Origin of the sequence: Streptomyces sp. NPDC051976, assembly GCF_040680795.1 — a bacterium.
GTDB lineage: Bacteria > Actinomycetota > Actinomycetes > Streptomycetales > Streptomycetaceae > Actinacidiphila.
This window is the reverse complement of record NZ_JBFAXL010000004.1, coordinates 126,581-149,847: the sequence shown is the minus strand read 5'-3', so window position 1 is coordinate 149,847 and position 23,267 is coordinate 126,581. Positions and strand designations below refer to the sequence as shown.

Below are 23,267 nucleotides of genomic sequence, written 5' to 3'. Positions count from 1 at the left end.
GGGCGGCGGACGGCGGAACGGGGACGCCGACGCGCGGGACGGCACCCGTGCGGCGGGCTGGGGTGGTTTTCCCCCAGCCGCCGGACGGGCGGCTCCGCCGTGTTACGTTCCCCACATGTCCCAGCCCGTGAAGTCCGACGCTCCCGAGACCGCGAGCGGCCGCCGCGCCGCAGCCCAGCGCCACCGGGTACGGCAGGACCTCGCCACGGCCGCGATGCACCTGTTCGCGGAGCAGGGGTACGAGGCGACGACCGTCGACGAGATCGCGGCGACCGCCGGGGTGGCCCGGCGGACGTTCTTCCGGCACTTCCGCTCCAAGGAAGAGGCGATCTTCCCCGACCACGACGACACCCTGGTCCGGGTCCAGGCGGTGCTGGACTCGGCCGACCCGCACGAACACCCGCTGGACACGGTGTGCCGCGGCATCACCGAGGTGCTGCGGATGTACGCGCAGGTGCCGGAGGTGTCGGTCGAGCGGTACCGGCTGACCCGCGAGGTACCGACCCTGCGGGAGCGGGAGATCGCCTCGGTGGCCCGCTACGAGCGACTGTTCACCCGCTATCTGCTGGGCCACTTCGACGAGGGCGCGCACCGGGACGGCGACGACGACCCGCTGCTGGCCGAGGTGGCCGCCTCCGCGGTGGTCGCGGCCCACAACCATGTGCTGCGCCGCTGGCTGCGCAACGACGGCAAGGGCGATGTCGAGGTACAGCTCGACCACGCCTTCGACGTCATCAAGGCCACCTTCGGGACCGGCATCGGGGCGGGCCGGATACCGTCCAGGAGCACCGCGGAGCCCGCCGCGGCCGTGTCCCGGCAGGGCGAGGTGGTGGTGGCGGTGGCCCGTACCGACGCCTCCCCCGCCGAGATCCTGCGGACCATAGAGCAGGCCCTGCGGCGCCCCTGAGCGCCGCGTACCACCCCTGAGCGCCGCGTACCGCCCTCCCCCGCCACCCGTCCAGACACCACAGCGAGCCGCCCGCAGCGGCCGACCGGAACCCCCGGTCGGCCGCTGTTGCTCGTTTGTGGACGCGGGGTGACACTTGAGAGAAATTGTTGGCACGCAGTGTCTTTACGAGTGGCACCGCGTGCCATACCGTAGGGGCACTCCCGGCGTCACCCGGGAGACCGTCCGAGCGGGCGGTGTGCGCGCAACCCCCTCGCACGCCGTCTGTCCCCCAGGCCCGGACGACCGCGTCACAGGTATCCCCGCGCCACCGCGCGGCATGGCCCGTTCCACCCGTTCCACTCGCCGGACCGACGACGGCACCCTCAGCACCCAACTCCCCTGCGTTCCCTCAAGCGCTATCGCGGCAACGCGTTATCGCAGCGCAGCACGCTTCGCCGGAGGCCACCATGAAGGAAATCCTGGACGCGATCCTCGCGCCGGAGAGCTCAGCCAGCGACTTCGCGGCTCTGCCGCTGCCCGAGTCCTATCGGGCCGTCACCGTCCACAAGGACGAGGCGGAGATGTTCGCCGGGCTGGAGAGCCGGGACAAGGACCCGCGCACCTCGCTGCACCTCGAAGAGGTCGCGCTGCCCGAACTCGGCCCCGGTGAGGCCCTGGTCGCCGTGATGGCCAGTTCGGTCAACTACAACTCGGTGTGGACCTCGATCTTCGAGCCGGTCTCCACCTTCTCGTTCCTGGAGCGCTACGGCCGTCTGTCGCCGCTCACCAAGCGGCACGACCTGCCGTACCACGTCATCGGCTCCGACCTGGCCGGCGTCGTGCTGCGTACCGGCCCCGGGGTCAACGCGTGGAAGCCGGGCGACCGCGTGGTGGCGCACTGCCTCAGCGTCGAGCTGGAGTCCGCCGACGGGCACAACGACACGATGCTCGACCCCGAGCAGCGCATCTGGGGCTTCGAGACCAACTTCGGCGGCCTCGCCGAGATCGCGCTGGTGAAGTCCAACCAGCTGATGCCGAAGCCCGAGCACCTCACCTGGGAGGAGGCCGCCGCCCCCGGCCTGGTCAACTCCACCGCGTACCGCCAGCTCGTCTCGCGCAACGGCGCGGGCATGAAGCAGGGCGACAACGTGCTGATCTGGGGCGCCAGCGGCGGACTCGGCTCCTACGCCACGCAGTTCGCGCTGGCCGGCGGCGCCACCCCGATCTGTGTGGTGTCCAGCCCGGAGAAGGCCGAGATCTGCCGGTCGATGGGCGCCGAGAACGTCATCGACCGCAACGCCGAGGGCTACCGGTTCTGGAAGGACGAGCGGACCCAGGACCCGAGGGAGTGGAAGCGTTTCGGCAAGCGCATCCGCGAGCTCACCGGCGGCGAGGACATCGACATCGTCTTCGAGCACCCCGGCCGCGAGACCTTCGGCGCGTCCGTCTTCGTCACCCGCAAGGGCGGCACCATCACCACCTGCGCCTCCACCTCGGGCTACATGCACGAGTACGACAACCGCTACCTGTGGATGAGCCTGAAGAAGATCATCGGCTCGCACTTCGCGAACTACCGCGAGGCGTGGGAGGCCAACCGGCTCATCGCCAAGGGCAAGATCCACCCCACCCTGTCCCGTACCTACCGGCTGGAGGAGACCGGACAGGCGGCGTACGACGTGCACCGCAACCTGCACCAGGGCAAGGTCGGCGTGCTGGCGCTGGCCCCGGAGGAGGGCATGGGCGTGACGAACCCGGAGCTGCGCGAGCGGCACCTGCCCGCCATCAACCGCTTCCGGAACATCTGAGACGGGACGGGCGATGACTCAGCCGAAGAAGCGGGACCGGCCCTGGCTCATGCGCACCTACGCGGGGCACTCCACCGCCGAGGCGTCCAACGAGCTGTACCGCCGCAACCTCGCCAAGGGCCAGACGGGCCTGTCGGTCGCCTTCGACCTGCCGACCCAGACCGGCTACGACGCGGACCACGTGCTGGCCCGCGGCGAGGTCGGCCGGGTCGGGGTGCCGGTCGCGCATCTCGGCGACATGCGGCGGCTGTTCCAGGACATCCCCCTGGAGCGGATGAACACCTCGATGACCATCAACGCCACCGCCATGTGGCTGCTGGCGCTCTACCAGGTGGTCGCCGAGGAGCAGGGCCTCGGCCCCGAGGGCCTGGCCGCCCTCCAGGGCACGACGCAGAACGACATCGTCAAGGAGTACCTCTCCCGCGGCACGCATGTCTTCCCCCCGGTCCCGTCGCTGCGGCTGACCACCGACATGATCACGTACACGGTCAACCACCTGCCCAAGTGGAACCCGATCAACATCTGCAGCTACCACCTGCAGGAGGCCGGGGCCACGCCGGTGCAGGAGATCGCCTACGCGATGTCCACCGCGATCGCCGTGCTGGACGCGGTCTTCGCCTCCGGGCAGATCCCCGACGAGCGCAGGGGCGAGGTCGTGGCCCGTATCTCGTTCTTCGTGAACGCGGGCGTGCGGTTCGTCGAGGAGATGTGCAAGATGCGCGCCTTCGGCCGCATCTGGGAGACGATCACCCGCGAGCGATACGGCATCGAGGACCCGAAGCAGCGGAGGTTCCGCTACGGCGTGCAGGTCAACTCGCTGGGCCTGACCGAGGCGCAGCCGGAGAACAACGTCCAGCGCATCGTGCTGGAGATGCTGGCGGTCACCCTCTCCAAGGACGCCCGCGCCCGCGCGGTCCAGCTCCCCGCCTGGAACGAGGCGCTGGGCCTGCCGCGCCCCTGGGACCAGCAGTGGAGCCTGCGCATCCAGCAGGTGCTGGCGCACGAGAGCGACCTGCTGGAGTACGAGGACATCTTCGCCGGCAGCCATGTGATCGAGGCCAAGGTCGAGGAACTGGTGGAGCTGGCCACCGCGGAGATCGCGCACATCCAGGAGCTGGGCGGCGCCATGGCGGCCGTCGAGTCCGGCTACCTCAAGTCGCAGCTGGTGTCGTCGCACGCCGAGCGGCGGGCCCGTATCGAGTCCGGCGAGGAGAAGATCGTCGGGGTCAACATCTACGAGACCACCGAGCCGAACCCGCTGACCGCCGACCTCGACACGGCCATCATGACGGTCGACCCGGCCAACGAGGCCCGGGTGGTGGCCGCGCTGCACGACTGGCGGGTGGCGCGTGACGAGCAGCGGGCGCAGACCGCGCTCAGCGCGCTGCGGTCGGCCGCCGCGGGCACCGAGAACCTGATGACGGCGACGCTGGAGTGCGCCAGGGCGGGCGTGACGACCGGCGAGTGGTCCTGGGCGCTGCGCGACGTGTTCGGCGAGTTCCGGGCGCCGACCGGGGTGAGCAGCGCCCCGGTCGCGGTGGCCGCGGAGGCGGGCAGCCCGCTGGCCGACGTCCGCCGCAGGGTCGCCGAGACCGCCACCGAGCTGGGCGACGGCCGGCTGCGGCTGCTGGTCGGCAAGCCGGGCCTCGACGGGCACTCCAACGGCGCCGAGCAGATCGCCGTACGGGCCCGCGACGCCGGTTTCGAGGTGGTCTACCAGGGGATCAGGCTGACACCCGAGCAGATCGTGTCGGCGGCCGTCGCCGAGGATGTGCACTGCGTGGGCCTGTCGATCCTGTCCGGCTCGCACGCGGCCCTGGTACCCGACGTGCTGGACCGGCTGCGCCGGGCCGGGGTGGACGACATCCCGGTCGTGGTCGGCGGCATCATCCCCTCGGCGGACGCCAAGGAACTGCGCGCGGCGGGCGTGGCGGCGGTCTTCACCCCGAAGGACTTCGGTATCACCGAGATCATCGGCCGGATCGTGGACGAGATCCGGCTCGCGAACAAGCTGGAGGTATGACGTGCAGTTCGGCCGCACCTACGAGGAGTTCGAGATCGGTGCGATCTACAAGCACTGGCCCGGGAAGACGGTCACGGAGTACGACGACCATCTCTTCTGCCTCCTGACCATGAACCACCACCCGCTGCACATGGACGCCAACTACGCGGAGAAGTCCACCGACTTCGGCCGCAACGTGGTCGTCGGCAACTACGTCTACTCGCTGCTGCTGGGCATGTCCGTGCCCGACGTGTCCGGCAAGGCCATCGCCAACCTGGAGATCGAGTCGCTGCGGCACGTGGCGCCGACCTTCCACGGCGACACGATCTACGGCGAGACCACCGTGCTCGACAAGTGGCCGTCGAAGTCGAAGGACGACCGCGGCATCGTCCATGTGGAGACCAAGGGCTACAAGCAGGACGGCACCCTGGTGTGCGTCTTCCGCCGCAAGGTGATGGTCCCCACCGCCACGTACATCAAGGAGCGGGGCGGGGAGCAGCCCGGCCGCCCGGAGCTGGGAGAGAACTGACATGGCCAACCGCCTCGCGCAGACCGACGGGCTGACCGACATCCAGCAGGAGATCCTGTCGACGGTGCGCAGCTTCGTCGACAAGGAGATCCTGCCGGTCGCCACCGAGCTGGAGCACCGCGACGAGTACCCGGCGGACATCGTCGAGGGCCTCAAGGACCTGGGCATCTTCGGGCTGATGATCCCCGAGGAGTACGGCGGCCTCGGTGAGTCGCTGCTCACGTACGCGCTCACCGTGGAGGAGATCGCCCGCGGCTGGATGAGCGTGTCGGGCATCATCAACACGCACTTCATCGTCGCCTACATGCTCAAGCAGCACGGCACGCAGGAGCAGAAGGAGTACTTCCTGCCCCGGATGGCGACCGGCGAGGTGCGCGGCGCCTTCTCGATGTCGGAGCCCGGTCTCGGCTCGGACGTCGGGGCGATCCGCACCAAGGGTGTGCGCGACGGGGACGCGTACGTGGTCAACGGCCAGAAGATGTGGCTGACGAACGGCGGATCCTCCAACCTGGTGGCGGTGCTCTGCCGCACCGACGAGGGGCAGCCGGCCGACGCGCCGCCGCACAAGTCGATGACGACCTTCCTGATCGAGAAGGAGCCCGGTTTCGGCCCGAATCCGTCGGTGCCGGGGCTCACCGTGCCCGGGAAGATCGACAAGATGGGCTACAAGGGCGTCGACACCACCGAGCTCGTGCTGGAGGACGTCCGCGTCCCGGCCGACCGGGTGCTCGGCGGCGAGACCGGGCGTGGTTTCTACCAGATGATGGACGGTGTCGAGGTCGGCCGGGTCAACGTGGCCGCGCGCGGCTGCGGTGTCGCCCGGCGCGCCTTCGAACTGGGCATCTCGTACGCCCAGCAGCGGCACACCTTCGGCAAGCAGATCGCCCAGCACCAGGCGATCCAGTTCAAGCTCGCCGAGATGGCCACCAAGGTGGAGGCCGCGCACCAGATGATGGTCAACGCCGCACGGAAGAAGGATTCCGGCCAGCGCAACGACCTGGAGGCCGGGATGGCGAAGTACCTGGCCGCCGAGTACTGCAAGGAGGTCGTGGAGGACGCCTTCCGTATCCACGGCGGGTACGGCTTCTCCAAGGAGTACGAGATCGAGCGGCTGTACCGCGAGGCGCCGATGCTGCTGATCGGTGAGGGTACCGCTGAGATCCAGAAAATGATCATTGGACGGCGCCTGTTGGAGGAGTACCGTATTCAGGGCTGAATGTCCGAATATGTGGTGGTTTGCCCGAGGCAAAGGTCACACAGTGTGCGGGTGTCTGCTGTGTGAACCAGCCATCGACTCGCCACCGAGCTTGCCGAGTTGCCGGGGCCAACCGATACCATCGAGTTAAAGCCGCCGTCCCCAGAAGCAATTCGCGGCACCCCTCCGCTACGAAGGTCTTCCATGCCCCACAGCCATTCCTCTGCACCACGCGACAGCCTGGCCGGCGTACGACTCGCGCGCGGAGCGTCGCCGTGGCTCCTGCCGACCGTGGCCACCGCGGCGGTCAGCCTCGCCCGTGCGCGCCGTTCCGGGCGCTGGGCGACCGTGGCCGTCCCCGCCACCGCGCTCGCGGCGGGGATGCTGTGGTTCTTCCGCGACCCGGAGCGGGAGATCACCGACGGACGAGTGATCTCCCCGGCCGACGGCGTGGTGCAGAGCATCATGCCGTGGAAGGACGGACGCACCCGCGTCGCGATCTTCATGAGCCCGCTGAACGTCCATGTGAACCGTGCCCCCCTCGCGGGCACGGTCACCTCCGTCGAGCACATCCCCGGCGGATACGTTCCGGCGTTCAACAAGGAGAGCGAGAACAACGAGCGGGTGGTCTGGCACTTCGACACCGAGCTCGGTGACATCGAGATGGTGCAGATCGCCGGTGCCGTGGCCCGCCGGATCGTGCCGTACGTGCCCCGCGGCTGCAAGGTCGAGCAGGGCGACCGGATCGGCCTCATCCGCTTCGGCTCCCGGGTCGACATCTATCTGCCCGAGGGCGTGGAGCCCGCGGTCGAGGTCGGACAGACCACCATGGCTGGGGTGACTCGTCTTGACCGTGATTGATCCCGACACACAGTCCACCTGGGTGACCGAGCTGGAGGAGGAGGTCGACGACCTTCCGCTCTCCACCCGGCTGTCCATCGCCGACGCGCTCACGCTCGGTAACGCGATCTGCGGATTCATGGCCGTGTACTTCACGACCACCGGGGTCCTGGTACCGCATCTGATGGGCACCAGCGACGGCGGGATGTCCAAGCACAGCGCGGCCACCGCGGTCACGCTGATGCTGCTCGCGTCGGTCTTCGACCTCTTCGACGGGCTGGTGGCGCGCAAGCTGCGCAGCTCGGCGATGGGCGCCGAGCTGGACAACCTCTCGGATCTGATCAGCTTCGGGCTGGCGCCCGCGTACTTCGTGGTCGTCTGGGGCCTGGTCGCCGACGACGCGCACGGCAAGGTGTCCGCGGTCGCCGCGGTGCTGGTCGTGCTGGCGGTGGTGCTACGGCTGGCCCGCTTCTCCTGCACCACGGTGCGGGACGGTGTCTTCCAGGGCATGCCGAGCCCCTTCGGCGCGATGACGGTGGTCTCCGTCGTCCTGCTGGAGCTGCCCTTCGTGCCGACCGTGGTGGCCATCGTCGGTGTGGCGTGGCTCATGGTCAGCCGGGTCGAGTACCCCAAGCCGCGCGGACGGCTCGCGGTGATGACCCTGGCCTGGATCCTGATCAGCATGGGCTGCCTCACCGCGTGGACGCTCGACGTCCCCGGCGGCCACCTGCTGCTGCAGACCGGCTGCGCCCTGCAGTGCGTGGCCGCGGCGGTCATCCCCTGCTTCGCGACCACCCGGCGGGTCAACACGATCCGCAACAACCGCCGCGAGGCGCGGGCGGAACAGGCGTAGCCACCCGCACAGCGCGCCGCGCTCGGCCACGGAAAGGCCCCGTATCCCTCGCAGTGAGGGGTACGGGGCCTTCCTGCTGCCTGGGGGCTGGGGGCCTACCGAGCCTTCCCTGGCCTCAGCGGTCCCGGGCCCACCCGGGCCTCAGCGGCGGTCGAGGTGCGGCAGGAAGTCCTGGGCCAGGTTGCGGGCCAGTTCCTCCAGCAGCGGGGCCGCCTCCGCCATGCAGCGGGCCGGGTCGGGCTCCAGGTCGGTGAGGGCGTACGCACGGCGGATACCGGCGGCGCCCAGGGCGGCGGGGCCGAGCGCGAGGCGGCCGCAGACGGCCACCACGTCGATACCGCGGGCCCTGGCCGCCTGCGCGACGCCCACCGGAGCCTTGCCGTGCAGCGTCTGCTCGTCGAGCGACCCCTCGCCGGTGATCACCAGATCGGCGCCCTCCAGCGCCTCGGCGAAGCCCAGGACGTCGAGCATCACATCGATGCCGGGCCGGAAGGAGGCCCCCAGGGCCACCAGCGCCCCGTAGCCGATACCGCCCGCGGCCCCGGCGCCCGGTGCCTGCGCCGCCTCGTCGGCGACCGGTCCCAGCGCCGCCGTGAGCACCTCCACATAGCGGCCGAGCGCGGCGTCCAGCGTGGCCACGTCCTGCTCGGAGGCGCCCTTCTGCGGCCCGTAGACCGCCGCGGCGCCCTTCGGGCCGAGCAGCGGGTTGTCGACGTCGCTCGCCAGCACGATCTCGGCGTCGGCCAGCCGCGGGTCGAGACCGCTCAGGTCGGCGGTGGCGAGCGCGGCCAGCGGGCCGCCGCCCGGCGCCACCGGCGCGCCCTCGGCGTCCAGCAGGCGGGCGCCGAGCGCGGCGAGCATGCCCGCGCCGCCGTCGTTGGTGGCGCTGCCGCCGACGCCGAGCACGATGGTGCGGGCGCCCGCGTCGAGCGCGGCGCGCAGCAGCTCCCCGGTGCCGTAGGTGGTGGCGGTCAGCGGCGCGAAGACGCCGTCGGGCAGATACCGCAGCCCGGAGGCCTCGGCCATCTCGACCACCGCGGTGCCCTCACGCAGCGCGTAGGCCGCGGTCACCGCGGTGCCCAGCGGCCCGGTGACCTCGACGGTACGGCGCTCGAAGCCGCCGGCGACGGCCGCGTCCACCGTGCCGTCACCGCCGTCGGCCACAGGCAGCGAGACGACCGCCAGTCCGGGCACCACTTCGCGCAGGCCGGCCTCGACATGCGCGGCCACCTCCACCGCGGTCAGTGACCCCTTGAACTTGTCCGCGGCGATCAGCACGCGCCCCGTGGAATTGGTTACAGCGTCGGACACGTTCGTACTCCCCATCCGAAAACGGAACATCGCGCCGCTCGGACCCTATCTCGCCCCGGGCCGCCTGCCCATGGGCGCGACGGAGCGTCATGATCCGACCACGGTCAGGCGCCACCGCTCACACGCGCCGCGCGGCCCCGTAGGTTGGCGGTATGACGACCGACTTCGCCACCTACATCGCCTCGCTGCCGAAGATCATCGCGGGGGCGAACACCCTGCTGCGCTCTCCCGACGGCCGGGTACTGCTCGTGGAGCCGAACTACCGCGACGACGGCTCCTGGACGCTGCCGGGCGGCACCATCGAGTCCGACCAGGGCGAGACCCCGCGGCAGGCGGCCTTCCGGGAGAGCGTGGAGGAGATCGGCCTGGAGGTCGTGCCGGGCGCGCTGCTGGCGGTCGACTGGGTGATGGGTCCCGGACGGCCGCCGCTGGCGAGCTATCTCTACGACGGCGGCGTCCTGGCCGAGGAGGAGTTCGCGGCGATCCGCCTCCAGGCGGAGGAGCTGGACTCCTGGCGGCTGGTCGCACCCGACGAGATCGCCACCTACCTCACCCCCGGCGCCGCCCGCCTCGTCCTCGCCGCCCTGGCCGCCCTCGCCGCGGGCACCGGCCCGGCCGAACTGGTCAACGGCCGCCCGGCGAGCGGCAAGGAGTGACGCCCTAGGGCGTGTTCGGCACGAACCCGAGGTCGGGCGGCGGGTCCTGCGGACCGTGCGCCGCAACCTCCGCGAGCAGCGCGGGGAGCTGCGGCGGCCACAACGCGTCGCCGGTGGCGGCGAGTTCGGCCGGTGACCACCAGCGGCCGTGCTGGATGCCGTCCTCGGCGTGCGCGGCCGCGAGCCCCCCGGCAAGCGGTCTGCGCGGGGCGTACGCAAGGTAGATGTGCTCGTGCTGGCGTACGGGGACACCGGCGCGGGTGAAGTCGTGCTCCCAGGTGCAGAGCACGGGGCCCGGCGTGATGTCCGTCCAGCCGGTCTCCTCCCGGGCCTCGCGCACCGCGGCCTCGCGCGGCTGCTCGCCGTCCTCCAGGCCGCCGCCGGGCATCGCCCAGTGCACGCCGACCTCGGAGTTGTCGTACCGGAAGAGGAAGACCGCCCCGTCGGGTGCGAGGATCGCCACGCGCGCCGCCCGCCGGGGCGTCCGTATCAAGGTCACTGCCGCTGTTCCCCGTTCCCCGTCGCCTGTTGGTGCGGGCGGCGTCCCGCGGCGGTCAGGGTTTGGGGATGTCGAAGAAGTACGTCAGCCCGCCCGCCAGCCGGATGTCGCCCTGGATCTTCAGCTTACGGGTGAAGAACAGGGTGGGTCCGGAGGCGTTTCCCGAGACCAGCTTGAGGAATTCGGGGGCGGCCATGGTGAGGGTGAGGCGCGGGGTGCGGTCGGTCTCGGACGCGGTGACGGTGCAGGTGCCGTCGGCGATGTGCGTCTCGTAGACGTCCGGCGCCTCGTCGCCGGCGGTGATCCGCCAGCGGACCAGCGCGTCCCTGCTGCCCGCCGCCTGCGGCTTGAACAGGGTGTGCATCCGCTGGAAGACCTCGTCGAGCACGCGTCGGCGCTCCGGCCCCGCCATGAAGTCGGCGATCTGCCCGGTGGGCAGCCCCTTCACGATCCGGGCGAACTCCTTCGGTTCCACCGCGCCGAAGTCGAGGTGTTCCAGGTCGATGCCGTCGAGCGCCGCCATGCGGAGACCTTTCTGACTCGTCAGTAAGTTTACTGGTGAGTAAGAGTAGGTTCGGCTGGGCACGTTGACAAGACGCGGTGTGGTGCGGGCGGGCCGCGAGGGGCACAGCGGGCCGCGCCCGCACGGCGGTTCAGCGGGCGGCGGGCGTCCACTGCGGGTCGCGGCCGAGCACCGCCACCACCTGGTCGAGCGTCGACGCACCCGGGGGGACCTCCCGCTCCGGCCGGAAGGCGGCGCCCTCGGCGAGGCGGCTGCTGCCGCCGGGGACCGCCAGGGCGATCGGCAGCACCGCGTCGAGCAGCGGTGCGTCGAACTCCACTGTCACGCCGATGGACTTGGCCACGTCCCACGCGTGCACGACGGTGTCGACGAAGTGGAACCCGATCGCCAGGGAGGCGGGGAAGAGGCAGTCGTCGCGGATCTCCGGCAGCCAGAAGCCGCGCTCCAGCACGCCGTCCTCGGCGAAGGCCGCCGCCACGTCGGCCGCGGACTCGCCGAAGACCTTCGCCGGCTCGGCGCCGACCGGGCGGTCCGCCCATATGCCGATGTTCTGGGTCCCGCCGCGGGCGGACGCGGCGAAGCCGTGGTTCTGGCCGGTCATGTGCGCCAGGAGCTGGCCGAGCGTCCAGGCGGAACAGGGGGTGGGTACGTCGAGCGCCGCGGCGTCGACCGCGCCGACGACGGTACGGGCGACGTCGAGTGCCTCCCGGTGGAACGCGCGAAGATCAGTCATGCCGCCGACTGTAGGCCGGGAGTACGACAGGGCGCCCGCGAATAACGCGGTCGCGCCCGGCGGGGGCCCGCGCCTACGCTCGGACATATGGCCCAGCGCAAGCCGCTCGTGGCGCTGCTCAGCGGCGCCGGCATCTCCACGGACTCCGGCATCCCCGACTACCGCGGGCCCAACGGTGTGTGGCGCCGCGATCCGGAGGCCGAGAAGCTCTCCACCTACGACGTCTACATGTCGGACCCCGAGGTGCGGCGCCGCGCCTGGCGCACCCGGCGGGACAGCCCCGCCTGGAACGCCCGGCCCAACGCGGCGCACGAGGCGGTCGTACGGCTGGAACGGGCCGGGGTGCCCGTGCGGGTGATCACGCAGAATGTGGACGGGCTGCACCAGTTGGCGGGGCTCACCCCGCGCAAGGTGCTCGAACTGCACGGCACCGCACGCGAGGTGGTCTGCACGAAGTGCTCCGCGCGCGGCCCGATGGCGGAGGCGCTGGAGCGGGTGGTGGCCGGTGAGGAGGATCCGCCGTGCCTGGCCTGCGGCGGCATCCTGAAGTCCGCGACGGTGATGTTCGGGCAGCGGCTCGACCCGCGAGTGCTGTCGGAGGCCGTCGCGATCGCCAAGGGCTGCGACGTGTTCGTGGCGGTCGGCACCAGCCTCCAGGTCCAGCCCGCGGCCTCGCTCGCGGGCCTCGCCGCCGAACACGGCGCCCGCCTCGTCATCATCAACGCCGAGCCCACGCCCTACGACCCCCTCGCCACCGAAGTCGTCCGCACCCCCATCGGCACCGCCCTCCCCGCCCTCCTGGACACCCTGGCGAAGGAATCAACCGAGAACGCCTGAAGCAACGCCGCGCTCGGCACCCGACGCCTCCGGCGGGGGGGTATTCAGCGAAGCCGCGGGGCCACGGCGCTGACGGCGCGCTCGGCACCGTCGAGCCACGCCGTCGTGGCGCGGCGCCGCTGCGACGGATCGCAAACCCTGGTCTTCCGGCCCCCGGCGGGGCAACGCGGCAGCGCCTCGGGGACGCGGGGATTGGGCGCCCTGCGCCCTAGCGCGCCGCTGTTCTGCGGAGGTGGCGCAGGGCGGCGCGGGCGGCGTTGTGGCCGCTCATGCCGTGGACGCCCGGGCCGGGTGGGGTGGCGGAGGAGCAGAGGAAGATGCCGGGGCGGCGGGTGGCGTAGGGGACGGCGGCCAGGCGGGGGCGGATGACGGACTGGAGCCCGGAGTAGGCACCGCAGGCGATGTCGCCGCCCACGTAGTTGGCGTTGCGGGCGGCCATCTGCGCGGGTCCCGCGATCGCGCGGGCCAGCACGAGGTCGCGGAAACCGGGCGCGAAGCGCTCGATCTGCCGTTCCATGGCGTCGGTGGCGTCGCCGTGCCAGCCGTGCGGGACATGGGCGTAGGCCCAGAAGACATGCTTGCCCTCGGGCGCCCGGGACGGGTCGACGACGGTGGGCTGCGAGGTGATCATGAAGGGCGTCTGTGGCGGGCGGCCGGTGACCGCCCGCGTCAGCGCGTCGCCGATCTCGGTGTACGTGGGCCCGATGTGCACGGTGCCCGCGCGCCGGGCCTCGGGCGCGGTCCACGGCACCGGGCCGTCCAGGGCATAGTCGATCTTGAACACGGACGGGCCGTACCGGTAGCGGCGGTACGCGTCGCCGAGCCCGGCGATCCTGGCCAGCGCGGTCGGCGAGGTGTCGAAGAGATAGGCGCGGGCGGGCGGGAGTTCGTCGAGCTTGCGCACGGTGAACCCGGTGCGGATGACACCGCCCAGCTCCGTGAGGTGGGCGGCGAGCGCGTCGCAGATCGCCTGCGAGCCGCCGCGGGCGACCGGCCAGCCGTTCTCGTGCGCGGCCAGCGCGAACATCAGCGCCATCGCCCCGGTGAACGGCTCGGTCAGCTTGCAGATCGCGTGCCCGGCGAGCCCGGCGAGCAGCGCCCGGCCCTTCGCGTCGTGGAAGCGGTGCGCCAGCACACCCACCGGCGGGGTGCCGGTCAGCCCGAAGCGCAGGAAGCGGTACGGGTCGCGCGGCAGCCCCGCCCACGGCGGGCGGAAGAAGTCCGCGGCCATCGTGTCCCAGTGGCCGGTGTACGGCTCCAGCAGCCGCCGGTAGGTGCCCGCGTCGCGCGCCCCGAGCGAGGCGGCGGTCTCGCCGACGGTGGGCGCGAGGACGGCCGCGGTCCCGTCCGGGAACGGGTGGGCCATCGGCAGTTCGGGCTGCAGCCACTCCAGTCCGTGCGCGGCCAGCGGCAGCGCGCCGAAGGCGGGCGACCCGATGCCGAAGGGGTGTACCGCGGAGCACGGGTCGTGCCGGAAGCCCGGCAGCGTGAGCTCCTCGGTGCGCGCGCCGCCGCCCACCGTCTCCGCGGCCTCGAAGACCTGCACCGACAGCCCGGCGCGGGCCAGTTCGACGGCGGCGGTCAGTCCGTTGGGCCCGGCGCCGACCACGACGGCGTCGGCCACGACGGCCCGGGTCACCGCTGCTCCCCCATCACCGCGACGACCTCCCGGACGGTGGCCTCGTCCCGGGCGAGGGCGAACGGCAGCGTGTTGCCGCCGGGAATCCGGAAGGGCGCGCCGGACGAGGTGAGGCTGACGCCGCCCGCCTCGGCGGCCAGCAGCAGCCCGGCCGCGTGGTCCCAGGGCGCCTCCCAGAAGAAGGCCACGCCGTCCATGTCACCGCGCGCCACGTCGAGATAGGCGAGACCGGCGCAGGTGCAGGGGCTGCACTGCGCGCCGGACGCGGCGAGCCTGCCGAGCACCTCGCGCTCGTAGCCGGTGCGGTAGACCGGGTTGGAGGTCCACAGCCGCAAGGGCTCGCCGGGTGCGCCGGTACGGGTGCGCAGCCGCTCGCCGCCGAGGTGGGCGCCGCGGCCGCGGCGGGCGGTGGCGAACAGCCCGCGCCGCGGCCCGTACGTCCAGGACGCCAGCGGTTCGCCGTGCCGCACGAGGGCGACCAGCGTCGCGAAGCCGTCCTCGCCGCGGACGAACGCGGCGGTGCCGTCGATGGGGTCGATCACCCACACCGGGGCGTCGCCGCCGAGCCGTTCCAGTACGGAGGCGTCCGCGCTCACCGCCTCCTCGCCGACGACGACGGAGCCGGGGAGGAGAGCGGTGAGCCGCTCGGTGAGGCGTTCCTCGGCCCGCCGGTCGGCGACCGTCACCAGGTCGTTGGGGCCGTTCTTCTCCACGACGTCGCCGTCGGACAGCTTCCGCCAGCGCGGCAGCACCTCTTCGGCGACGACCGCCCTGATCGCGTCCTCGACGGCGGCGAGCAGCGCGTCGTCGACGTCGTCACCGCGGGCGGTGCGGTCGCCGCCCGGTGTCACCGCACCGGCCTCGTTGCGCATGCGGCCATCCAATCAGACGGCGGCCGCGCGCGGCGGGGCGGTCCACATCAGCGCCACGTACAGCAGCAGGGAGGAGGCCAGACCCACCGCCCAGCCGTAGTCGGCCAGCGGTTTGAGGAACGGGATCAGGCCGTGCGCGGGGAACGGGCCCTTGCCGGGCGCGGAGTACGAGCCGCCGATCGCCAGCACCCCGCCGACGGCGAAGGCCGTCACCGCGCGCCAGTTCCAGCCGCCGTCGTACCAGTAGCGGCCGGCCGGGTCGTACAGCTCGGCCAGGTGCAGCACGGTGCGCCGGATGATCCAGTAGTCGGCGATGAGGATGCCCGCGACGGTGCCCAGGACGCCGCCGACCACGCCGAGCCAGGTGAAGATGTACAGCTCGGGGGTGGAGATCAGCTTCCACGGGAAGATGACGACGCCGACCACGCCGGTGATCAGCGCGCCGGTGCGGAAGTTGACCAGCCGCGGCGCGAGATGGGACAGGTCGTAGGCCGGGGAGACCACGTTGGCGGCGATGTTGACCGAGATGGTGGCGACGAGCACGGTGAGCAGGCCGTAGGCGAGGCCGAAGGTGCTGCCGCTCTTGGCGGTGAGCGCCACCGGGTCCCACAGGGTGCTGTCCTTGGTGCCGTAGACGGCCTGGGCGCCGGAGGTGACCAGCACCGACAGCAGGGCGAAGGCGGTCATGGTGGTGGGCAGGCCGAGCGACTGGCCCCAGACCTGGGCGCGCTGGCCGGCGCCGAAGCGGGTGAAGTCGGGGATGTTGAGGGAGAGCGTCGACCAGAAGCCGATCATGCCCATCAGGGACGGGAAGAAGATCTTCCAGAAGCCGCTGCCCCAGCCGAGCGCGGACGGCTGGTCGAGCAGCGGGCCGAGGCCGCCCGCCTTGACCGCGATCCAGATCAGCAGCACGATCGCGCCGACCAGCACGAAGGGCGCGGCCCAGTTCTCGAACCGGCGCAGGGTGTCCATACCGCGGGCGATGATGGCCAGTTCCAGCATCCAGAACAGCACGAAGCACAGCCACAGCGGCCACGGGTAGCCGCCGATGTGGTGGGCGGACGCCCAGTCGCCGCCGACGATCCGGTCGAGCAGGATGAAGATGCCCTGTCCGCCGATCCAGGTCTGGATGCCGAACCAGGCGCAGGCGACGAGCGCCCGTACCAGCGCGGGCAGGTTGGCGCCGCGCAGTCCGAACGAGGCGCGGGCCAGCACCGGGAACGGGATGCCGTACTTCGGTCCCGCGTGCCCGGTGAGCAGCATCGGGACCAGCACGATGAGGTTGGCCAGCGCGATGGTGAGCACGGCCTGCTTCCAGTCCATGCCCAGCGCGACCAGACCGGAGGCGAGGGTCCAGGACGGGATGTTGTGCGCCATCCCGATCCACAGCGCGGTGAAGTTGTAGGTGGTCCAGGTGCGTTGTGCGACCGGGACGGGCAGCAGATCGGCGTTGGCGTACGACCCGGTGGGCGGGGCCGCGTCGGCGGGGAGTTCGACGCGGTCACCCGCATCCGTGGCTATGGCCATGGTCACCTCGTCTCAGGTCATCTCAGCGCGGGGATGATGTCCTTGCCGTAGGCGTCGATGGTCGACTCCTTGGCGTCGTGCATGTCGTAGACCGCGAACTGGTCGACGCCCAGGTCCCGCAGCGCCCGCAGTTTGGCGATGTGCGCCTGCGGCGGCCCGATCAGGCAGAAGCGGTCCACGATCTCGTCGGGGACGAACGCGGTGTCGGGGTTGCCGGTGCGGCCGTGGTGGGCGTAGTCGTAGCCCTGCCGCTGCTTGATGTACGCGGTCAGCTCCTCCGGCACCACCGAGGAGTGCTCGCCGTACCGGCTGACCAGGTCCGCCACATGGTTGCCGACCATGCCGCCGAACCAGCGGCACTCCTCGCGGGCGTGCGCGATCGCCTCGGGTGAGTCGTCGGCGGTGACGTACGCGGGCGCGGCGACGCAAACGGTGACCGACGCCGGGTCGCGTCCGGCCTTCTCGGCGGCGGCGCGTACCGCCTTGACCATGTACTCGGTGAGGTAGACGTCGGCGAGCTGGAGGATGAAGCCGTCGGCCTGCTCCCCCGCCATCGCCAGCGCCTTGGGGCCGTAGGCGGCCATCCAGACCGGCAGTTCGCCGTCGCTGACCCACGGCAGCCGCAGCGGGGTGCCGTCGACGTCCGCCTCGCGGCCCTCGGCGAGGTCGCGGATGACCCGCATCGCCTCGCCCACCCTGGCCAGGGTGTTGGGCTTGCGCCCGGCGACCCGCATCGCCGAGTCGCCGCGGCCGATGCCGCAGACCGTCCTGTTGCCGTACATCGAGTTGAGGGTGGCGAAGGTGGAGGCGGTCACCTCCCAGGTGCGGGTGCCGGGGTTGGTCACCATCGGGCCGACCTTGAGGTGCTCGGTGTGCTCGAGGATGCGGCTGTGGATGACGAACGGCTCCTGCCACAGCACGGCGGAGTCGAAGGTCCAGCCATAGGTGAAGCCGTTGCGTTCGGCGCGGCGCATCAGGCCGACGACGTTCGAGGCGGGTGGATCGGTCTGCAGGACGAGGCCGAACTCCATGGGCGCCACTCCTTCGTTAGATCAGGTACTGGCAGGTGCCGCGGGGCAGGTACTGGCCGTGTCCGGTCCTGCCCACGTACGACCCGGCGTCGATCACCGGGACACCTCGGGAGAGCACGGTCTCCACCCGGCCGGTGGTCCGCCGTCCCTCGTACGCCGAGTAGTCGACGTTCATGTGGTGCGTCTCGGCCGACATCACCTGCTCGGCGTGCGGGTCGTAGATCACCACGTCGGCGTCCGCGCCGGGCGCCAGGGTGCCCTTGCGCGGGTAGAGGCCGAACATCCGGGCGGGGGTGGCGCAGGCGATCTCGATCCAGCGGCGCCGGGTGATGTGCCCGTCGACCACGGCCTGGTGCAGCAGGTCCATCCGGTTCTCCACACCGGGCAGGCCGTTGGGGATCTTGGAGAAGTCGCCGCGGCCCAGCTCCTTCTGCCCGCTGAAGCAGAACGGGCAGTGGTCGGTGGAGACCACCTGGAGGTCGTTGGTGCGCAGGCCCCTCCACAGCGCGGCCTGGTGCTCCCGCGGGCGCAGCGGTGTGCTGCACACGTACTTGGCGCCCTCGAAGTCCGGCTCGGCCAGGTTGTCGGTGGACAGGAAGAGGTACTGCGGGCAGGTCTCGCCGTAGACGTTGAGCCCCAGGTCGCGGGCGGCGGTGATCTCGGCGAGCGCCTCCTGCGCGGAGACGTGCACGACATAGAGCGGCGCGCCCGCGACCCGGGCGAGCTGGATGGCCCGGTGGGTGGCCTCGGCCTCCAGCAGGGCGTGCCTGACCTCGCCGTGGTAGCGGGGGTCGGTCTTTCCGGCGGCCAGCGCCTGCTGGACCAGGACGTCGATGGCGATGCCGTTCTCGGCGTGCATCATCACCAGGCTGCCGTTGACGGACGCGCGCTGCATGGCGCGCAGGATCTGGCCGTCGTCGCTGTAGAAGACGCCCGGGTAGGCCATGAACATCTTGAAGCTGGTGACGCCCTCCTGCACCAGGACGTCCATCTCCTTGAGCGTGTGGTCGTTCACGTCGGAGACGATCATGTGGAAGCCGTAGTCGATGGCGCACTGGGCGTCGGCCTTGGCGTGCCAGGCGTCGAGGCCGCCGCGCAGCGACTGGCCGACGCTCTGCACCGCGAAGTCGATGATGGTGGTGGTGCCGCCCCACGCGGCCGCCCGGGTGCCGGTCTCGAAGGTGTCGGAGGCGAAGGTGCCGCCGAAGGGCAGTTGCATGTGGGTGTGGGCGTCGACGCCGCCGGGGATCACGTACTTGCCGGTCGCGTCGAGCACCTGGGCGTCGTCCCAGCTCCTGGCGGCGGCCGAGTCGTGCGCGGCCAGCGCGGCGATCCGGCCGTCCTCGACGAGGACGTCGGCGTGGATTTCGTCGGACGCGGTGATGACGAGGCCGCCACGGATGACGGTACGGTTCGCGGTCACTGCGCTGCCCCTCCTTCCAGCTCGGACTGGGCGACTTTGAGCGCTGCCTCCAGGGCGTCGGCGCCCTCCTCCGCCTCGGCCACCGTCAGCGACAGCGGCGGGGCGATCCGCAGCACGTTGCCCTCGCGGCCGCCCTTGCCGATCAGCAGGCCGTGTTCGCGGGCGGATTCGAGGACGGCGCCGGCGGCGGGCGCCGACGGGCCGCCGGTGAGCGGGTCGACCAGTTCGACCCCGAGCATCAGGCCGCGGCCGCGGACCTCGCGCACGATGCCGGTGGCCGCGCCGATCGCCGACAGCCGGGCCTTGAGCAGACCGCCGACGCGGCGCGCGTTGCCCTGCAGGTCGTGGTCGACGAGGTAGGTGAGGTTGGCGAGCGCGCCCGCGGCGGTGACGGGGCTGCCGCCGAAGGTGGAGATCGAGTTCGCGGTCAGGCAGTTCATCACCTCGGCGCGGGCCACCACGCCGCCCATGGACAGGCCGTTGCCGATGCCCTTGGCGAAGGTGAGGATGTCGGGCGGCCCGGCGTCCGCGTGTGCCTGCCAGCCCCAGAAGTGGTCGCCGGTACGGCCCCAGCCGGTCTGCACCTCGTCGGTGATCCACAGGATGCCGTGCCGGTCGAGCACCCGCTTGAACGCGGCGAGCAGTCCGTCGGGTCCCGAGGTGAAGCCGCCAACGCCCTGGATCGGCTCGGCGATCATCGCGGCCACCGTGCCGTTGGCCTGCCCGAGGATGTCCTCCAGGTCCGCCACGCACGCGGCGGTGAACTCGGCGTCGGACAGCGCCGCGTACGGTCCGCGGCTGCGCACCCCGCCGTGCACGTAGAGGGTCTGCAGCGGGGACAGGCTGGTCGGCGACCAGGCGGTGTTGCCGGTGATGCCGATCGCGGTGAAGGACCGGCCGTGGTAGCTGTTGCGCAGCGCCAGGATCTGGTTGGAGCGGCGGTAGGTGGTGGCCAGCAGCAGCGCGGTGTCGTTGGCCTCGGTGCCCGAGGTGGTGAAGAAGACCCGGGCGTCGGGGATGCCGGACAGCCGGGCGACGCGCTCGGCGAGTTCCACGGCGTGGTGGCTGAGGTAGAGCGTCGACGAGTGCAGGATCCGGCCGGCCTGCTCGGCGACGGCGCTGGTCACCTCGGGCAGCGCATGGGCGGTCATCGTGGTGAGGATGCCGCCGAAGAAGTCCAGGTAGCGGTTGCCCTCGGCGTCCCAGACATGGCGGCCCTCGCCGTGCGTCAGCTCGATCGGACGCGCGTAGTACGTGGCCAGCCAGTCGGGCAGGACGGCGCGGTGGCGGGAGTGCAGGGCGGCGTGCGTGCCCTCGTCGGCGGTGGCCATCGGCTCAGGCCCCCGTCAGGTCGCCGTAGGCGTCGGGCCGCCGGTCGCGGTAGAAGGCCCACTGCTGGCGCACTTCCGTGATCAGGTCGAAGTCCAGGTCGCGGACCAGCAGTTCCTCCTTGGAGTCGGAGGCGGTGCCGTCCACGAACTGGCCGCGGGGGTCGACGAAGTAGCTGGTGCCGTAGAAGTCGTTGTCGCCGTACTCCTCGCGGCCGACGCGGTTGATGGCCGCGATGTAGTACTCGTTGGCCACGGCGGCGGCGGGCTGTTCGAGCTGCCACAGGTACGCCGACAGACCGCGGCTGGTGGCCGACGGGTTGTAGACGAGCTGGGCGCCGGCCAGGCCCAGGGCGCGCCAGCCCTCGGGGAAGTGCCGGTCGTAGCAGATGTAGACGCCGACCTTGCCGACGGCGGTGTCGAACACCGGCCAGCCGAGGTTGCCGGGCTTGAAGTAGTACTTCTCCCAGAAGCCCTTGACCTGCGGGATGTGGTGCTTGCGGTACTTGCCGAGGTAGGAGCCGTCGGCGTCGATCACGGCGGCGGTGTTGTAGTAGAAGCCGTCCTGCTCGATCTCGAAGACCGGTACCACGATCACCATGCCGGTCTCGCGGGCCAGCGCCTGCATCCGCCGCACGGTCGGGCCGTCGGGCACGGGTTCGGCCCACCGGTAGTGCTCGGCCTCCTGGACCTGGCAGAAGTAGGGGGCGTTGAACACCTCCTGGAAGCCGATCACCTTGGCGCCCTGCGCGGCGGCGGCGCGCGCGTGTTCCTCGTGTTTGGCGATCATCGACTCGGTGTCACCTGTCCAGGTCGCCTGGACCAGTGCGGCACGCACGACATTGCTCATGAGCAGCTCCTCTGACGTGACGTCACGCCGGTTCTACGCACGTAGATCCCGTCGTGGGGAAGAACGTAGAAGCGCCTTACCCACTGTGGCAAGACCGCTACCGTTACCGGCCCAAGACGATCACGTTTCTCCCGCGCGGAACCCGTTCGGCGGCGTTTCCACCGTAACGCCGGAAATCGCCCCTGCTCCTGTCACGGAGGGGGCGGTCTCGGCTCAGCGGTCGGGCAGGCCCGCGCGGCGCAGGGCGGCGACGACGTCGCGGCGGCGGGGCTTGGAGACGCGCTCCGCGGCGGCGACCAGGGGGGCGGCGAGGTCGTGGCGGGCGCGGACGACGGCGGCGGCGTCCTCGGCGGGGCGGGCGCGGGCGACGGTGCCCAGGAGTTCACCGGCCTCGTCGTCACGGCCCGCGGCGCACAGGGCGGCGGCGGTCAGCGCGATGTCCCCGGGCGGGCGCGCCGCGGCCTGGTGCAGCAGGGTCTTGCAGTCCTCGGCGCGCCCGGCGGCGGCCAGTTCCGCCGCCGCCGCGGCCAGTGGTCCCGGCGGCAGCGCGGCGACCTCCCACAGCAGCGTGGCCACGTCCGCGCCCAGCCCGGTGCGCTCCAACTCCCGTACGAGATACGGCAGCCGGGCCGCCGGGCCCTCCGCGGCCTCGCAGAGCACCACATACGCCGCGCCGGTGTGCCCGTCCTGCCGCAGAGCCCCCAGCCGCGCCGCCTCCTGCCGCGCCTGCGCCGCCCACCGCGGATCCTCCACCACCGCCGCGGGCGCCTCCCGCACCTCGCCGGCCCCGGCGAACCGGGCGCCCCGCGGGCTCTCCGCCACACCCGGTGCCGTGACGGCGGGCCGGGCCCCGCCCTCCGGCGCTCCCGCGAACCGCGCCCCCCGCAGGCTCTCGGTCGCGACCGGCGCCGCGCTCGTACCGGGCAGTTCGGGAGGCGGCGGCTCCTCGGTGCCGGTGTCCTCCTCGAACGCCCCCGCGAATCGCGCGCCCCGCGGTCGCCCGCGGTCCTTGGGCTTCTTCCTGGCCGACCGCCGCGACGCCTCGGCGGCGGGCGGCGGTTCGGGGGCGGGCGTCTCCCCGAACGCCCCCGGCGGTGGCGGGGCCGGGGACCGCGCCGCCTGAGGGGACTGGTGCGGGGAACGCGGCTCCTGCTCGCCCCATCGCGGCGCGGGCCTGCCGGCGGCGGTCCGAGCAGCCTGAGTTGCGGGAGCGGCCGGGGTCGCGGAGCCGGCAGGTCCCGTCGGGCCGGGGTGTGCCGCCGGGCGGAACCAGTCGGCGGGGAGTTCGGGCGCGCCCGACAGGGCGGCGAGGCGGGTGCGGAGGTCGGCGTGGCGGGCGGTGGCGCGCTCGCGGTCGTCACGGGCCCAGGCGAGGACGTTGGTGAGGCGGCCCGCGTTGGGGGCCGACGGCGTGGCGGACGCGTGGTCGAGGGCGCGGACGGCCTCGCGTTCGCGGAGCACGGCCAGGTCGCGGGCGCGCGTGGCGGCGTCCAGCCGGGCGCGCAGTGCCTCCCGCGCGCCGGGCGCGGCGTCCCAGGCGGCGACGGCCTCCCGGTGCATGGCCCGCGCGCGCTCGGCCACCGCGTTGTCGACGAGTCCGCCGCCGCGCGCGGCGAGGTCGTGCAGGACCGCCAGCACGACGTCCCAGGGCGGCACTTCGGCGCCGCTCTCGTAGGTCCGCGCGGCCTGCGGCTCACGGCTCGCGAACACCCCGTACCAGCCGGTGCGTTCACCCAGGGCCGCCACCACCGACCGGAACCAGAACGTGAACCGCGCCTGCGCCTCGTCCGTTCCCGTCGTCACCACACCCTCCACCGCGACTCCTCCCGCTCCCCGCATTCGACACCCGTTGTGTTACGGGAGCGCTACGGACGGTTTTCGTCCTTACTGCGGATCACGGAAGGAGTCACGGGGAGCGCGGAGAG

21 protein-coding genes are annotated in these 23,267 nt (G+C 72.0%); 9 read left to right on the top strand and 12 right to left on the bottom strand.

The genetic code is table 11. The features are described 5' to 3' along the window. The first annotated feature begins 115 nt into the window (after window positions 1-115). The 7 genes from AB0M29_RS06415 (at window position 116) to pssA (ending at window position 8,113) form a co-directional block, all read left to right on the top strand. Window positions 116-907 (top strand): TetR family transcriptional regulator, encoded by a 792-nt coding sequence (locus tag AB0M29_RS06415; protein WP_365379739.1) that lies wholly within the window; start codon window positions 116-118, stop codon window positions 905-907. A gap of 449 nt (window positions 908-1,356) precedes the next feature. Beyond that, window positions 1,357-2,694 carry a crotonyl-CoA carboxylase/reductase gene (gene ccrA / locus AB0M29_RS06410; protein WP_365379737.1) on the top strand — a complete coding sequence of 446 codons (1,338 nt, stop codon included), beginning with the start codon at window positions 1,357-1,359 and terminating at the stop codon, window positions 2,692-2,694. Between the two features lie 13 nt (window positions 2,695-2,707). Continuing rightward, window positions 2,708-4,717: a protein meaA gene (locus AB0M29_RS06405; protein ID WP_365379735.1), complete on the top strand. Its 2,010-nt coding sequence runs from the start codon at window positions 2,708-2,710 to the stop codon at window positions 4,715-4,717. 1 nt (window position 4,718) lies between these two features. After that, the gene (locus AB0M29_RS06400; protein ID WP_365379732.1) at window positions 4,719-5,225 is read left to right on the top strand and encodes a MaoC family dehydratase; all 507 of its coding nucleotides are present in this window, start codon (window positions 4,719-4,721) and stop codon (window positions 5,223-5,225) included. A gap of 1 nt (window position 5,226) precedes the next feature. Then, the gene (locus tag AB0M29_RS06395; RefSeq protein ID WP_365379729.1) at window positions 5,227-6,441 is read left to right on the top strand and encodes an acyl-CoA dehydrogenase family protein; all 1,215 of its coding nucleotides are present in this window, start codon (window positions 5,227-5,229) and stop codon (window positions 6,439-6,441) included. 183 nt (window positions 6,442-6,624) lie between these two features. Beyond that, complete coding sequence (locus AB0M29_RS06390; protein ID WP_365379726.1) at window positions 6,625-7,281, top strand: phosphatidylserine decarboxylase; 657 nt, start codon at window positions 6,625-6,627, stop codon at window positions 7,279-7,281. Continuing rightward, window positions 7,268-8,113 (top strand): CDP-diacylglycerol--serine O-phosphatidyltransferase, encoded by an 846-nt coding sequence (pssA, locus tag AB0M29_RS06385; RefSeq protein ID WP_365379724.1) that lies wholly within the window; start codon window positions 7,268-7,270, stop codon window positions 8,111-8,113. Before AB0M29_RS06390 ends, pssA begins: the two co-directional genes overlap by 14 nt. Window positions 8,114-8,254: 141 nt before the next feature. On the opposite strand, the gene AB0M29_RS06380 is transcribed toward pssA, so the two are convergent. Next, complete coding sequence (locus AB0M29_RS06380; protein ID WP_365380244.1) at window positions 8,255-9,391, bottom strand: glycerate kinase; 1,137 nt, start codon at window positions 9,389-9,391, stop codon at window positions 8,255-8,257. A 185-nt stretch (window positions 9,392-9,576) separates the two neighbouring features. Between AB0M29_RS06380 and AB0M29_RS06375 the strand changes: the two genes are divergently transcribed. Continuing rightward, complete coding sequence (locus tag AB0M29_RS06375) at window positions 9,577-10,080, top strand: NUDIX hydrolase (RefSeq protein ID WP_365379722.1); 504 nt, start codon at window positions 9,577-9,579, stop codon at window positions 10,078-10,080. Window positions 10,081-10,084: 4 nt separating this feature from the next. Here the strand turns inward: AB0M29_RS06375 and AB0M29_RS06370 are convergent, their stop codons facing one another. From AB0M29_RS06370 to AB0M29_RS06360, 3 genes are all read right to left on the bottom strand, one after another. Next, complete coding sequence (locus tag AB0M29_RS06370; protein ID WP_365379719.1) at window positions 10,085-10,579, bottom strand: NUDIX domain-containing protein; 495 nt, start codon at window positions 10,577-10,579, stop codon at window positions 10,085-10,087. Window positions 10,580-10,634: 55 nt separating this feature from the next. Further along, on the bottom strand, window positions 10,635-11,102 hold the full coding sequence (locus AB0M29_RS06365) for an SCP2 sterol-binding domain-containing protein (protein WP_365379717.1): 468 nt from the start codon (window positions 11,100-11,102) through the stop codon (window positions 10,635-10,637). Between the two features lie 130 nt (window positions 11,103-11,232). Continuing rightward, a complete protein-coding gene (locus tag AB0M29_RS06360) occupies window positions 11,233-11,835 on the bottom strand; it encodes a TIGR03086 family metal-binding protein (RefSeq protein WP_365379715.1) in 603 nt (200 codons plus the stop codon). An 87-nt stretch (window positions 11,836-11,922) separates the two neighbouring features. Between AB0M29_RS06360 and AB0M29_RS06355 the strand changes: the two genes are divergently transcribed. After that, complete coding sequence (locus tag AB0M29_RS06355; protein WP_365379712.1) at window positions 11,923-12,672, top strand: Sir2 family NAD-dependent protein deacetylase; 750 nt, start codon at window positions 11,923-11,925, stop codon at window positions 12,670-12,672. 208 nt (window positions 12,673-12,880) lie between these two features. On the opposite strand, the gene AB0M29_RS06350 is transcribed toward AB0M29_RS06355, so the two are convergent. From AB0M29_RS06350 to AB0M29_RS06315, 8 genes are all read right to left on the bottom strand, one after another. Beyond that, window positions 12,881-14,296, bottom strand: coding sequence for an NAD(P)/FAD-dependent oxidoreductase (locus AB0M29_RS06350; protein WP_365380241.1), 1,416 nt, complete (start codon window positions 14,294-14,296; stop codon window positions 12,881-12,883). Between the two features lie 11 nt (window positions 14,297-14,307). Then, window positions 14,308-15,183 carry an inositol monophosphatase family protein gene (locus AB0M29_RS06345; protein WP_365379709.1) on the bottom strand — a complete coding sequence of 292 codons (876 nt, stop codon included), beginning with the start codon at window positions 15,181-15,183 and terminating at the stop codon, window positions 14,308-14,310. Between the two features lie 12 nt (window positions 15,184-15,195). After that, window positions 15,196-16,710 (bottom strand): NCS1 family nucleobase:cation symporter-1, encoded by a 1,515-nt coding sequence (locus tag AB0M29_RS06340; protein ID WP_365379707.1) that lies wholly within the window; start codon window positions 16,708-16,710, stop codon window positions 15,196-15,198. 17 nt (window positions 16,711-16,727) lie between these two features. Further along, the gene (locus tag AB0M29_RS06335; protein WP_365379705.1) at window positions 16,728-17,741 is read right to left on the bottom strand and encodes a TIGR03842 family LLM class F420-dependent oxidoreductase; all 1,014 of its coding nucleotides are present in this window, start codon (window positions 17,739-17,741) and stop codon (window positions 16,728-16,730) included. A 16-nt stretch (window positions 17,742-17,757) separates the two neighbouring features. Continuing rightward, entirely contained in the window at window positions 17,758-19,164 is a 1,407-nt protein-coding gene (gene hydA, locus AB0M29_RS06330; protein WP_365379703.1) for a dihydropyrimidinase, read from the bottom strand. Continuing rightward, window positions 19,161-20,495 carry an aspartate aminotransferase family protein gene (locus AB0M29_RS06325; RefSeq protein WP_365379700.1) on the bottom strand — a complete coding sequence of 445 codons (1,335 nt, stop codon included), beginning with the start codon at window positions 20,493-20,495 and terminating at the stop codon, window positions 19,161-19,163. The genes hydA and AB0M29_RS06325 overlap by 4 nt, the downstream gene beginning before the upstream one ends. Window positions 20,496-20,499: 4 nt before the next feature. Further along, window positions 20,500-21,342: a nitrilase-related carbon-nitrogen hydrolase gene (locus AB0M29_RS06320; RefSeq protein ID WP_365379697.1), complete on the bottom strand. Its 843-nt coding sequence runs from the start codon at window positions 21,340-21,342 to the stop codon at window positions 20,500-20,502. 213 nt (window positions 21,343-21,555) lie between these two features. Continuing rightward, a complete protein-coding gene (locus AB0M29_RS06315) occupies window positions 21,556-23,145 on the bottom strand; it encodes a hypothetical protein (RefSeq protein ID WP_365379695.1) in 1,590 nt (529 codons plus the stop codon). Window positions 23,146-23,267: the final 122 nt, after the last annotated feature.